Consider the following 12,738-nt stretch of genomic DNA (forward strand, 5'->3'; position numbering starts at 1 on the left):
CATGAACGTCACACTCACCGCGAAGGATGAGCGGGCGAGGGACGTCATCCGGCACGCCATTGTTCTCGTTGTTTCGGCAACGCTGATCCTGACCGTGCTCGGCATCGTCATGGTCTTCTCCGCCACCTCGGTCACGTCGATCTCCCAGGCGGTTGTCTACGACAATCCGAGTGCCCGTTTCGCGGATGCGTCCCGGCAGCTAACCTTCGGCATCATCGGTCTTGTTCTCATGCCGATTGCCGCGGCAATACCGCCGTCCGTTTACAAATGGGCAGCCTGGCCAATCTTTATCGCGGCCCTCGGACTGCAGTCCCTGGTGCTTACACCGCTTGCTCATACGTCGCGCGGTAACAGCAACTGGGTGAACCTGGGCGGTATCACGGTCCAGCCGTCGGAGTTCCTGAAGCTCGCGGTTGCGCTCTGGCTCGCCGTCATTATTGGCAGGAAAACCCGCGAAGAAATGAAGAACCCTCGGCTCGTTGCCGTTCCCGCTGGAATTGGTGCCGTTGCGGCACTCGGCGGAGTTCTTGCCGGTAGGGACGTCGGCACCGCCATCATCTTTGTTCTCATGATTGGGCTCTGCTTCTGGCTGGCCGGGATCCCCTTCAAATGGGTTGCGGTTCTCGCCGTCGTGGTGGGAATCGTGGCGGTACTGCTTATCGCGGTGGAGGCGTCCCGTCTCAATCGCGTGCTCGACTACTTCGAGAATCTGTTCATCACTCCCGACATTTACGACCCGACCCAGTCGGAGTACGCGATGTGGGCGTTTGGCACCGGTGGCATCGGGGGAGTGGGACTCGGTGCTTCCAGAGAGAAGTGGAACTACCTTCCCGAAGCGCACAATGACTTCATCTTTGCGGTGATCGGTGAGGAACTTGGCCTGTTTGGTTGCCTCGCCGTGATCCTGCTCTTCCTCGTTCTCGGCTACGGCCTCGTCCAGATTGTCGCCTACCACAAGGAAATGTGGGTGCGCCTGTTTGTCGCCATGATTGCGATTTGGCTCGTGGGCCAGGCGATCCTCAATATGATGGTCGTGACGGGAGTCCTGCCGGTGTTCGGCGTGCCACTTCCGTTTATTTCCCAGGGTGGGTCGTCCCTGATCGCGTGTCTGCTGGCGATCGGCGTTGTCCTGTCCCTGGCTCTACGCCAGCCGGGTGTGGCGAAGTCGTTCCGCCTGCCCCGCGGTACCTTCCAGTCAACAGCGTCCCTGAGGAGCACACCGTGAAAGTCCTCGCAGCCGCCGGCGGAACCGCTGGCCACGTCAATCCCATGCTTGCCACGGCCGACCAGCTAGCCCGGCGGGGCCACGAGGTTCTCGCAGTGGGGACCAGGACCGGCCTCGAAGCGGAACTAGTACCAGCCGCGGGCCTTGAACTCTATCCCATTGCTCGCATCCCGCTCCCGCGCAAGCCTTCTGGCGATCTTTTCCGCCTGCCGGGCCGACTCAAGGGAGCCGTCGATGACCTTCGCGGTGTCCTGAGAGACCGAAGTATCGATGCTGTTCTCGGGTTCGGTGGCTACGTTTCGGCACCGGCCTACCTGGCTGCGAGGCAAGAAAATGTCCCCGTGATCGTTCAGGAACAGAACGCCCGGCCAGGGATCGCAAATAAGCTGGGTGCCCGATGGGCGAAGGGAGTGGCCCTAACCTTTGAGCAGACCCCCCTGAAAGCCAAGAACGGGATGACCCGGGTGACCGGCCTGCCCTTGCGGGCGGAGATCAGCAAGCTTGCGGATGACCTGCGCGATGAGAAGCGGGCGCGCTTCCGCAGGGAAGTCGCGGCGGCCCGCTTCGGCCTTAACCCCGATGAGTCGATTGTCCTCGTCACGGGTGGGTCTTCCGGTGCACAGCGCATCAATACCGTCTTCTCCCAGGCCGGTAACGTCATCAACTCCCACGCCCAGGTCCTGCACGTCACAGGCAAGGGCAAGCTCACCGATATCGCCGATGGCACAGAAGGTGAGCGCTATCGACTCGTCGAGTATGTGTCGGACATGGAAGAGGCATACGCGATTGCGGACCTTGTGGTGACACGTGCCGGTGCAGGCATGGTGGCGGAGCTTGCTGCGCTCGGTATTCCCGCCGTCGTTGTCCCCCTGCCGATCGGCAACGGGGAGCAGTACCTCAACGCCAAGTCCGCGATCGACTCTGGCGCTTTCACTCATATTTCCAATGACGAGTTCAGTCCCGAGGCGGTACGTTCCGCAATCGTTCCACTGCTCGACACCGCCGAACTTCGTCGGCGCAGGGAGATCCTCCTGGCGTCCGGGGTGGGCAACGGGGCGAGTGCCGTCGCCGATCTTGTTGAGGAGTCCATGTGAAATTCCATCTCATCGGTATTGGCGGCGCCGGCATGGTGGCCGTCGCGGAGCTCCTCGCTGCTCGCGGTCAGGAAGTTGTGGGCTCCGATCGGGCCGAGTCTGACAACACGAGGCGGCTTGCCTCTCTCGGCATTGCGATCCACGTCGGTCACGACGCCGAGCACGTCGACCCCGATGCTGCCGTTGTCGTGTCCTCTGCAATCAAGGATGACAACCCGGAGTATGCGGTGGCGCGTCAGCGCGGCCAGCGGATACTTCACCGCTCCGAGGCGCTCGCGCTGGCGGCAACCGGGCTCGACTTTGTTGCCGTTGCCGGTGCGCATGGGAAGACGACAACGTCTGGAATGTTGGCCGTTGCCCTGCGGGAAGCGGGTTTGGACCCGTCCTACGCGGTCGGGTCGACCCTGCCCGGGGGCGCCTCCGGCGCATATCTGGGGACCGGGGAAGTCTTCATCGCGGAGGCCGATGAGTCCGATGGGTCCTTCCTGAACTACACCCCGGCGATTGCAATCGTCACGAACGTTGAGCCCGATCACCTTGACCACCACGGCAGCGCCGAAGCATTCGAGGAATCCTTTGTCGAGTTTGCCAAGTGCCGCGTGAAGGGCGGGCTTCTCATCGGCTGTGCCGACGATGTTGGGTCGGCACGCCTTCTGCACTCTGCCGAGGGCAGGCGCTGGTCCTACGGAACGGGCGCTCGGGTTCCGGGAACCGAAGCCCACGTGTCACTGGAGATCACCGGCCCCGGGCAGGGCCGGGTCACGCTCATCACCGGTCGAGGGCCCTCCGTGAGTGCCACCCTGGACCTTGCCGTTCCAGGCGACCACATGCTACTGAACGCAGCCGGCGCGTGGGCTGCGGGCATTGAACTCGGTGTTGAAGCGGACCGGATGGCACGGGCACTCGGCAGGTTCACGGGAACCGGTCGGCGCTTCGAGAAGCGTGGCACCGTTCGCGACATTGTCGTTTACGACGACTACGCGCACCACCCGACCGAGGTTGGCGCAACAATTAGGGCCGCGGCGGAGGAAACTGAGGGCCGAATCGTCGTGCTCTTCCAGCCGCACCTGTACTCCAGAACCAAAGAGTTCTCCGCAGCGTTCGCGCGCTCGCTTGACTTGGCAGACGCCGTGGTTGTCACAGGCGTGTTCGGTGCCCGTGAAGAGCCCGTTCCCGGCATTGACGGCCACCTTATTGCCGACAAAATGGTGCGCGGCCAGTTCGTGGCCGACATGCACGAAGCAGCCCGCGAGGTCGCTCGCCTCGCCGAGCCCGGCGACCTCATCATGACCATGGGTGCGGGCAGCGTCACCTCGCTGGCCCCGGAGATCCTGGAAGCCCTGTGAGGCCCCCGAAGAAACCCCGCCCGGTTACCCACCAGCGTCCGGGCCCCGTCCGCGAGGAGCCGCAGGCACCTCGCAAGGATCCGGCATCCCAAAAATCAAAGACCCCACGAGCCAAAACGACGAGGTCCGCCAATGCTGATCCGCCGCGCCGCGAGCCGGAAGCGGCGGATCAGCCGATCGAAATGCATCCGGGCACGCCGGCTCGAAGCCTTCCGACGAGGCTGCGGCGCAAGCGGACGGAATCGGCGGCCCCAGAGATCCCGCTGCACGAGCACCGGAAGAAGTCTTCCGATCCGTATCCGTTGAGCTCAAAGATCGAGACCAAGAGGAAGGCGCGCCGCAAGAAGCTGCTCCTGCGAAGCCTCGCGCTCCTCACCGGTATCGCCATTGTCGCGGGCGTGGTGTGGGCACTGTTCTTCTCCTCCCTGTTCACGGTCGACTCTGAGTCCATCGAGGTCGCGATCGACGATCCGGTTGGCATTGTTGACGAGACGGAGGTCCGGCAGATCGCGGAAACCGCGGTCGGTAAGCCGGTGTTGCGCATGCCGGGGGGAGAGATCGAGTCTGCACTGGAGGACCTCCCCGAGGTTCTTGATGCAACGGTGACAACGAGCTTCCCGAATGGAATGGCTGTCACGATTGATGCTCGGGAACCAATCGCCTGCGTTGGCACCTCCGATAGTTGCATGGGCATTTCCGACGACGCGACCCAGATTGCGCTAACCCAGGAACAGCGGGACAGCCTGCCGAAGATCACGATGAATGTCGATTCCGATCGCGCACAGGCGCAACTCACCGGACTGATCGACGCAGTATCGACGCTTCCCGAGGATGTACGTGCACGGGTGCAGACCGCATCGGTGTCCGACAGCGGCCTCATCGAATTCCAGCTGGATGAGGGGCTCGTGAAGTGGGGGCCTTCCGAGCAGAACGAGAAGAAGGCTCGCATCATCGCGGTTCTTCTCGAACAATCTGCCGGAACCTACGACGTGACGAGCCCGGACGCACCCATCACCTACTGATCCGGGCGGGGCGTACCTTTTTAGCGACGTTAAAGGTGGGCGTTAGCCGAAGTAGCAGAGTTCGGGCAGTCACGGACTTGTAGGCTCGTGCTGTTCAACAGGTGGCGAAGGTGTCTTGGGTCGCCCGGCTACACCGGAGTCATTCTGCACCTGAGGGACCGCTGCGATCAAGAGGTCACCATCGGCGTTGTAGAGGAGTCCAGCCCCGTTCGGTTGGAGGTGGGCGGGCACAAGAATGGCTCCCGGTGCGTCGGCTTCGTAGGCCATCGCAACAGCACCGGTCAGGACATTGTGCACACGTATAGCGTCACCCTCGCGTAGATACACGAAGACACCACCAACCGTGGCGATTGTTGTGTCCGGGGTGACGGTGACGGACCATTGCGATTTGTTGGTAGGTTCAAAGGAATGAAGGGAATTGCCTTCGAGAACTATCACGGTGCCGGTCGCAGGATCCACACCCATTTCCCGTGCTGATTCGACAACGACCTCTCCTGTCGCAAGATCAATGACCGGACCGGGGCCTTGACCTATGGTGAGTAGGGCATGTGTGTCCGCTGTTAACTCGTTCACGGAACCGCGGATCTGTGACGGCTCCCAACCGTATTCGGTGGCGTCGACCTCCCACAGTTTCTGGTTGTCGTGTGAAGTCCGTGCAATGAGGCTGTCGCCTTCCACCGTCAGTATCGTCCCCGAAAAGTCACCGATGATTCGAAGATCGCCGTCCCGTTCGTCAGCGATAATGTTGCCGGTATCCGGGGACAGGGCAATACGGGGGCCATTCGAGCCCATGAATTCTTCTGGAGGGGAGGCAAACACTAGGCCCGGCCCCTGAAAAGTGCCAGGTAGATCAACCGGGCCCCACGCGATTTCGCCGGTTTCCAAATCGTAAGCGGTAGCCGAGTTAGTAGCGGCAGCGTCACTGTTGGTTTTCGTGTCGACCAGAACAGCGAGTGGGGTTCCGTCGCTCATTTCAGTCACGGTAAAACCGGTGCAACTGAGCGGACGTTCAACAGACCAAAGTGTTTCTCCGTGAATAGAAATGGCGATGAATTCAAGAGCTGTCTCCTGTTCGCGGGCACCCAGGTAAATACCCGAAGAGTACTGAGGTGGAGTAGCCCACGACGGGTCGAGTACTTCCAGACCGTCGAGTGAAATAGGCACGTTCATCCCTGACACATCCACCGCGGGCAACGCTTCTGGGCTCGATTGGACTGTGCGGTCTGGTCCGTCTGCTGTGACCGAGCTACAGGCCACAAGGAACAGTGTGACCGCGGCAAAGAGAGCCGCGGTCCGCATCCCCAGCCCAAAGGATGTGTCGCGTTTATGGCTCATTGAGCGGAGGTTAAGGCTCATGATTCTTTTCCAAGCTTACCGGTTTTGGGAAGAGCTAGAAAATTCGTGCCGTTCGGGCTTGAAATAATGGCGCTATTTGGCATTGGTTCAGTGTTTTCCTGTCGATTCACAGTTTCCGGCCGGGGCGAGTTCGGTTCTTCAGTATTGCCTTCCTGCGTTTTCTTAAAGTCGCGATGCCGCCTTGCGTACCAAACAAGGAGGATAATTGTGGCGAGCAGAATGATGGCAACAACATCGACAATGGGGTTGGACAGGATGCTAGCGCCCTCTTGGAGCTGTGACTGTCGTTCGTAGGAAACAAGTTCTGGCATATCAAGCAGACCGTTAGTAGCCCAGAAAATAATGCCGGTGGCGGTTATAACCAGGCCAGTGATAACCGAGGTGGTGTGGAAACGGCGACCGAGGAATGTGAAACTGCGTCCCCGGAGGATATGGCGGCCTCTGCTACCGAGGGGACGCCAGAGAAGGACGATGATGACGAGTGGGACAATCATTCCCGCTCCATAGACGGCAAGTAACAGTGACGCTGTAGCGATGCTCCCGCTCGCAGCCGCCATCGTCAGCACCGCACCCAGAATTGGGCCGGCGCAAAAGCCTGCAATACCACTTGTGGTTCCCAGCAGGAACGTCTTGGTGATGCCGGTGGCGCCAGAAGACCGGACCTCACGTCCCGTGTGGCCGGGCATGAGTTTCGACGGGTCAAAGCCAAGACCAAATATTTGCGCGACACCCAATAGGATAAAGAGAATCGCGGAAACGGTGATGAGCGTGGACCGGTAAGAGACAAACAGAGAGCCGACTACTCCCGCGCCAAGACCAAGCGGAACAAGGACAACAAGAAGGCCAGCGAAGAACACTGTGACGTGGAGAAACAGCTTCGGTCCGGAGTTGACCGTGGACGCAAAGAAGGCGGGAAGTAGCAGGGCTGCGCACGGTGAGAGAAGGGCAAGAACTCCTCCAACGAAAGCGGTGACGAAACCGATATCCACGATCAGCCCGCCAATTCCAGTGCCATATCAACAGCATCAACAAACACCTGGGTCGGCTGAGCGCCCGTGATAGGTTGTCCATTAATCAGGAAAGTCGGGGTAGAAAAAACGCCCAGATCAGTTGCCATCTGCTGGTGAGCGGAAACCGTTTCCAATGTTTCGGTTGACTTCATGTCTGCCTCAAACTGAGCGATGTTTAACCCAAGCTCAGCGGCCAGCGAGATGAGAGCCTCTTCCGTCAGCTCTGCCGGTGGCCGTGTTTCACCACCTGGGAAAAGTGCGTTGTGATACTCCCAGTACTGCCCTTGCTCCGCCGCCGCATAGGCGGCAAGGGCTGCCCTGCCGGACTCTTCACCAAAGATTGCCAGGTCACGCCACTCAATTCGGAGGTCGCCAGCCTCCGCATACTCCACCATTGTGGGGAGGGTCTGCTCAGACCACCGTCCGCAGAACGGGCACTGGAAATCTGAGAAAGCAACGAGGACAACCGGAGCATCGATTGGACCCAACGTGAGCAGATCCGACTCATCACGTTGCTCCACCACAGAAAAATCGGGATCGGCGGGGCCCTGAATCTCCGTCGGAGCATTCTGTCCAGACGGTGCAGCGTTCGCCGGTTGCTCAGACTCATCACCCCCGGAACCAGTGAGCACAACAAAGATCAATGCCGCAGCTACAACAATTACGACAACCGGGATGAGCCATCCGGGGAGCGAGCGATTGCGGGTGGACATGGGTTAAACTCCAATCGAGAACGACTATGTTCAATAGTCGACTATTGAGCATAGTAGAGATTGTGGCACAATCTCTACTATGGATTTCAGCTCCCAGGATTTCTTAAAAAGTCCGCGTGGCATTCGCAGTCAGATTCTGACCGCGTTGCGCGCGTGGGACTCGCGTCAAGTAGCCGCGGCAGTCGGGGCCTTTATTTGTATCGGTATCTTTATTGGCATTGCGACAGTTCTAATCCCAAACCCCATCTTTGGTCGCGATATTCCGCCGGTTTGGTGGAACTATCCAGTTTGGATCGCCACTTCCCTCTTCTCCGGAATGCTTGTCGCAAGCTACGTGAAGCCCAAAAATGCGAGTGATAATGACCTTCCCGCCAGCAGGCAGGATGAAAAGGGAAGCAAGTTAGGCATGATTGGAACCGTGCTTGCCTGGTTCGCGGTCGGATGTCCGGTCTGCAACAAGATTGCGCTTATGGCCCTCGGCTACTCCGGTGCCATCACTTGGTTCGCACCCCTTCAGCCAATTCTCGCCGTTGCTGCCCTTGCCCTTACGGGCGTCGCACTTGTGTGGCGCCTGCGCGGACAGGTTTCCTGCCCAGCTAATGAGAAAACTGCATCGGTTAAGGTGGTGCGGTGATAGACGAGCCGATCCGCCTCGGCGCCCTCGAAGCCCGGGTCATGAACATTCTGTGGGAAAACGGACCCGCGACTGTCCGGGATATCATTGGACACATTGAAACTGAACCTGCGTACACCACTGTCGCAACAGTTCTCGCAAATCTCGACAAAAAGGCCCTCGTGAGCATCAGCCGTTCCCGCCGAAGAACGACCTACGCAGCAGGGATGTCTCGAGCTGAATTCGAGGCGAGACAGATGGCTTGCGTCCTGCAAAGTAGCCCTGACCCCGAATCCTCAATGCTCCACTTTGTTGACGCAATGAATGAAGCGGACCTCGAGATACTCCGCAAGTACCTGCAAGCCAAGGCTGAGGGCAACGCTTGAGCATCATCGGTCCAATCATCCTCCTCGCGACTCTCGTCATCGGACTCGCGATCGCAGGACCTGCACTCCTGCGGAGAGCTACACCACTGCTGGTCCGCTTTCCGCATCGTGCAATCCAACTCCTGCCATCGGGCATCATTCTCTGGCTGATTGGGCTACTCAGCATTGGACCGCTCCTCGCCTGGCTCACATCGGGTCCTGTACTCCTCCCGAAAGGCGCCGCAGATGTGTGCCAGCAATGTATTGACGCAGCCAACCCATTCGGCATAGAAAGAATAGCTACTGTGATCCCCACGGTCCTGCTCTTCACTGTTCCGGGACTCTTCACCATAGTCTTCGCTGCGGGTCTTACCCGTCGAATGTGGAAACGGAACAGAGAAATAACCGATTTGGCGGCCGTCATTCTCGCAGAGAGCAATAGAGAACATATCGCAGGCTATGACGTCACCGTTATATCCCACGACCAGGTACACGCGTACTCCCTCCCGGCAAACAATGGAGGCATTGTCCTGTCCCGTCACGCGCTCGCCGCGCTGAGTACTGACGAGCTACTAGCGGTCCTTGCTCACGAACAGGCCCACGTGTCGGGCAGGCATCACCAGCTTCGCACCTTTATGGATTCCCTTGTACACCTGCTCGGATGGGTGCCACTCGTGCGGGAGTGCGGAAAGATACTTCCGGGGCTTCTCGAAATTGCCGCAGACCGCCATGCTCAGCAAACTGCCGGGACCTCGGCTGTTGTCGGCGCCCTCATCACCATCGGAGAACGCAAGCCTCTCGAGTCCGGCATGATGCAGATGGCGGGGCGAGAGCGAATCCAGCAACTCATTGCCCCCGTTGAAGGTAAAGCCGGGATCCTACCAGCTACGACCATGGCTCTACACGTTGCACTGCTTGCAGGACTAGGGGCACTCGTCCTTCCCGCATACATTAGCGCACTCATTTCTGGTTGCCTCTAGCGTCCCCGGCTGTATCGATGCGCCAGAGATCGATGAGTTTCCATGAATCCTTATACTCGGCGCCAGAACTAATCAGGTTTAGAGTCGGCGAGTGTTCACGCGTTTTTTGGGATAGATCCCGGGTAGAGTCCCCGTTCACTTCTGCCGTTCGTTGTCCCCATATGAAAGTGACTTGCGACGAGTTTCGACACGCGGCGCGTCGGTAGTTGATCGCGGCCCTGAAGGTCCGTAACTTATGCGCGAGGTTGGAGCCAAGAAACCTCAACCACAACTTGAGGTCCCGGAGGAAACATGTCAACAATCAACAATGCAGCAAACATCAAGGTCATTGGGGTTGGCGGTGCAGGAGTAAACGCCGTCGATCGAATGATCCAGGACGGCGTCTCCGGGGTCGAGTTCATTGCCGTCAATACTGACGGCCAGTCGCTCGTCAAGTCGGAGGCCGAGACGAAGCTCGACATCGGTCGTTCCGTTTCCAACGGTCTCGGTGCGGGTGCCGACCCGTCGATTGGCCGCAAGTCGGCCGAGGAAAACATCGACATCATCCGTGCAGCCCTCGAAGGTGCCGACATGGTGTTCGTCACCGCAGGCGAGGGCGGTGGCACGGGAACCGGTGCGGCCCCGATCGTCGCCAAGGTAGCTCGCGAGCTCGGTGCACTGACCGTTGGCGTGGTAACCCGCCCATTCGACTTTGAGGGCCGCCAGCGCGCCTCCAAGGCAGCCGAGGGCATCAAGGAGCTCCGCTCCGCTGTCGACACCCTTATCGTTATCCCGAATGATCGCCTCCTGGAGATCGCCGAAACAGAGCCGTCGATCATCGAGGCTTACCATATGGCAGACGAGGTGCTCCGCTCGGGTGTCAAGGGAATTTCTGACCTCATCACGATCCCCGGCCTCGTGAACCTCGACTTCGCCGACGTCAAGGCCGTCATGAAGGATGCCGGTACGGCCATCATGGGCATCGGCTCCGCCTCCGGTGAGGACCGCGCCATGAGGGCAACGGAGAACGCTATTTCCTCCCCGCTTCTCGAAGCACGTATTGACGGTGCCCACGGCGTCCTCCTGTCATTCCAGGCAGGTGCCGACTTCACGATGCGGGAGCTGGCAAGCGCCTCGCAGCTCGTCAAGGAATCGGTTGACCCGAACGCGAACATCATCGTGGGACAGATCATCGAGGACTCCCTTGGCGACGTCGTCAACGTGACAGTCATTGCCGCAGGCTTCGATGAGGCAGAGGACCACATCCTCGAGGGCCGCATCCCGGGCGCCGTGTCGCAGCCCCAGGGTCACCAGTTGCCGGCAGCCGTCCCGGAATCGCCCGTACAGTCGGAGTCCGCTCCCGCTGCCAACGGTGACGCCGAGCCCGGTCACCTTGTCTCGCCGTCCGCCCCGGTCTCCCCGGCGGCCCCGGCCACAACCCCCACGCGGCGTCCCGAGCCGGTTCAGCCCGAACGCGGCCGCTCCGACCTCGATATTCCGTCCTTCCTCTTCTCCGAGGACTGATCATCGATTTCCTCCCGATCCCGGGGGCGCTCGCCGGCTTCACCACGCGTGTTCCGGGGACGCCCCCGGAGTCGTATGCCGGGAACCTCGGCTACCACGTTGGTGACGATCCGAAGAACGTTGACCGGTGGCGGGCTGAGCTCCAGGAGCGGACGGGACCGCTTGCCTGGATGAGCCAGGTGCACGGCACAACGATTCTCGATGCTCAGCCGCATGTCCAGGAAGCCGATGGCCTGCTGGTGAGGCCCGGTCAGGGCGCGGCCGTCATGGTTGCCGACTGCGTTCCCCTTCTGCTCATTGGGCGAAGCAATAACGATCCCGTTATTGGAGCCGTCGTGCACGTTGGTAGGGCGGGTCTCCTCGGTGGCATCGGTGTCCGCGGTGTCGAAGCACTCAGGGTTAAGGGCGCCGAGCAAATCGAGGCGATAATCGGCCCCGCGATCTGCGGCCAGTGCTACGAGGTTGGAGAAGCCATGGCGGAGGACTCCGAGAAGGTTATGCCCGGAAGCTCGTGCGTAACGCGGTGGGGGACTGCCGGGATCGATATCCCGGGAGCTCTTGCCGAGCAATTGCGGAGCAACGGGGTCGAAGTGTGTGACGAACGGGTTTGTACGATGGAGGATGACAGGTACTTCTCACATCGCAGACAAAAGGGACAAGCGGGCCGGTTTGCGGGGGTTCTGGTCCTGCCATAATCGCGACACTCCGCACGGCCTACGTCCGAAATATTTCTAACTGACTTACCTTAAACATGGCATGCCAATTACGGAAGGGGGAGCGCCATGGGAATGTTTGAGCGCTTCATGGAGAAAGCACCGCAGCTCGACGAAGCAGAGGAGTACTACGACTCGGAGGAGTACGAGTACGACGACTACGAGGAAGAAGCGCCCGTGAGCAAGATCAGGGCAGTGGCCCCCGCCGAAGAGGTGTCTCGTATTGCCACCTGCTGGCCGACCAACTTCGCCGACGTTGCAACGTTCGCTGACGAGTTCCGTAAGGACCTGCCCGTGATCCTCAACCTCGCGAACGCCGATGACTCGGCGCGCCAGCGGATCGCTGACTTCGCCCTTGGCGTTTGCTACGGACGTGGTGGAACGCTGAACCAGATCTCCGATGACGTGCTTCTCATGACCCCGCACTCGGTCAGGATGGAAGAGCACCGTTCCGACGGGACCAACCGACTCGGTCGTTAATGGCTCTCTTCCTCACAATTATCTGGTGGGCCCTCTGGCTATACACCTTTGTCCTCTTTGGACGCGTCGTCATCGACCTGGTATCGGTGTTCGCGCGAGACTGGCGCCCCACCGGCTTCGTTCTCGTCCTATCGAACCTCGTCTATCGACTGACGGATCCACCGCTCCGCATCCTCGGTAGGTATATTCCGCCGCTGAGGCTGGGGGCCGTGGCACTCGACATGGGCTTCCTTGTCCTCTTCTTTGGAGTGTCGATTGCCCAGTGGATCATCCAGAGAATACTCATCGCTCTGTAGACCCGTTTTCCTAAAAGACCTG

General features: G+C 60.0%; 14 protein-coding genes. 11 read left to right on the top strand and 3 right to left on the bottom strand.

The annotated features are described in order from the left end of the window. Position 1: 1 nt before the first annotated feature. Genes EJ997_RS01595 through EJ997_RS01610 form a run of 4 tightly spaced genes read left to right on the top strand, consistent with a single transcriptional unit; the run spans position 2 to position 4,687 of the window. Positions 2-1,225 (top strand): FtsW/RodA/SpoVE family cell cycle protein, encoded by a 1,224-nt coding sequence (locus EJ997_RS01595; RefSeq protein WP_126703029.1) that lies wholly within the window; start codon positions 2-4, stop codon positions 1,223-1,225. Beyond that, the gene (murG, locus tag EJ997_RS01600; RefSeq protein ID WP_126703030.1) at positions 1,222-2,319 is read left to right on the top strand and encodes an undecaprenyldiphospho-muramoylpentapeptide beta-N-acetylglucosaminyltransferase; all 1,098 of its coding nucleotides are present in this window, start codon (positions 1,222-1,224) and stop codon (positions 2,317-2,319) included. The genes EJ997_RS01595 and murG overlap by 4 nt, the downstream gene beginning before the upstream one ends. Beyond that, a complete protein-coding gene (gene murC, locus EJ997_RS01605) occupies positions 2,316-3,665 on the top strand; it encodes a UDP-N-acetylmuramate--L-alanine ligase (RefSeq protein WP_126703031.1) in 1,350 nt (449 codons plus the stop codon). Before murG ends, murC begins: the two co-directional genes overlap by 4 nt. After that, positions 3,662-4,687 (top strand): cell division protein FtsQ/DivIB, encoded by a 1,026-nt coding sequence (locus EJ997_RS01610; RefSeq protein WP_126703032.1) that lies wholly within the window; start codon positions 3,662-3,664, stop codon positions 4,685-4,687. The genes murC and EJ997_RS01610 overlap by 4 nt, the downstream gene beginning before the upstream one ends. A gap of 69 nt (positions 4,688-4,756) precedes the next feature. Here EJ997_RS01610 and EJ997_RS01615 read toward each other — a convergent pair whose 3' ends face one another. Genes EJ997_RS01615 through EJ997_RS01625 form a run of 3 tightly spaced genes read right to left on the bottom strand, consistent with a single transcriptional unit; the run spans position 4,757 to position 7,766 of the window. After that, positions 4,757-6,022 carry a hypothetical protein gene (locus EJ997_RS01615; RefSeq protein ID WP_126703033.1) on the bottom strand — a complete coding sequence of 422 codons (1,266 nt, stop codon included), beginning with the start codon at positions 6,020-6,022 and terminating at the stop codon, positions 4,757-4,759. A 17-nt stretch (positions 6,023-6,039) separates the two neighbouring features. After that, the gene (locus EJ997_RS01620) at positions 6,040-7,032 is read right to left on the bottom strand and encodes a cytochrome c biogenesis CcdA family protein (RefSeq protein WP_126703034.1); all 993 of its coding nucleotides are present in this window, start codon (positions 7,030-7,032) and stop codon (positions 6,040-6,042) included. Positions 7,033-7,034: 2 nt separating this feature from the next. Beyond that, entirely contained in the window at positions 7,035-7,766 is a 732-nt protein-coding gene (locus tag EJ997_RS01625; protein ID WP_126703035.1) for a DsbA family protein, read from the bottom strand. A gap of 79 nt (positions 7,767-7,845) precedes the next feature. Between EJ997_RS01625 and EJ997_RS01630 the strand changes: the two genes are divergently transcribed. The 7 genes from EJ997_RS01630 (at position 7,846) to EJ997_RS01660 (ending at position 12,716) form a co-directional block, all read left to right on the top strand. Further along, on the top strand, positions 7,846-8,400 hold the full coding sequence (locus tag EJ997_RS01630; RefSeq protein WP_126703036.1) for a hypothetical protein: 555 nt from the start codon (positions 7,846-7,848) through the stop codon (positions 8,398-8,400). After that, positions 8,397-8,765, top strand: coding sequence for a BlaI/MecI/CopY family transcriptional regulator (locus tag EJ997_RS01635; RefSeq protein WP_206501746.1), 369 nt, complete (start codon positions 8,397-8,399; stop codon positions 8,763-8,765). Before EJ997_RS01630 ends, EJ997_RS01635 begins: the two co-directional genes overlap by 4 nt. Continuing rightward, positions 8,762-9,724: a M56 family metallopeptidase gene (locus EJ997_RS01640; RefSeq protein WP_126703037.1), complete on the top strand. Its 963-nt coding sequence runs from the start codon at positions 8,762-8,764 to the stop codon at positions 9,722-9,724. The genes EJ997_RS01635 and EJ997_RS01640 overlap by 4 nt, the downstream gene beginning before the upstream one ends. A 291-nt stretch (positions 9,725-10,015) precedes the next feature. Continuing rightward, positions 10,016-11,227 (top strand): cell division protein FtsZ, encoded by a 1,212-nt coding sequence (gene ftsZ, locus EJ997_RS01645; protein ID WP_126703038.1) that lies wholly within the window; start codon positions 10,016-10,018, stop codon positions 11,225-11,227. 17 nt (positions 11,228-11,244) lie between these two features. Further along, positions 11,245-11,922 (top strand): polyphenol oxidase family protein, encoded by a 678-nt coding sequence (locus EJ997_RS01650; RefSeq protein WP_206501874.1) that lies wholly within the window; start codon positions 11,245-11,247, stop codon positions 11,920-11,922. Between the two features lie 87 nt (positions 11,923-12,009). After that, entirely contained in the window at positions 12,010-12,420 is a 411-nt protein-coding gene (locus EJ997_RS01655) for a cell division protein SepF (RefSeq protein ID WP_126703040.1), read from the top strand. Further along, positions 12,420-12,716: a YggT family protein gene (locus EJ997_RS01660; RefSeq protein ID WP_126703041.1), complete on the top strand. Its 297-nt coding sequence runs from the start codon at positions 12,420-12,422 to the stop codon at positions 12,714-12,716. The genes EJ997_RS01655 and EJ997_RS01660 overlap by 1 nt, the downstream gene beginning before the upstream one ends. The last annotated feature ends 22 nt before the right edge of the window (positions 12,717-12,738 follow it).

The organism is Flaviflexus ciconiae (assembly GCF_003971195.1).
GTDB classification, from domain to species: domain Bacteria; phylum Actinomycetota; class Actinomycetes; order Actinomycetales; family Actinomycetaceae; genus Flaviflexus; species Flaviflexus ciconiae.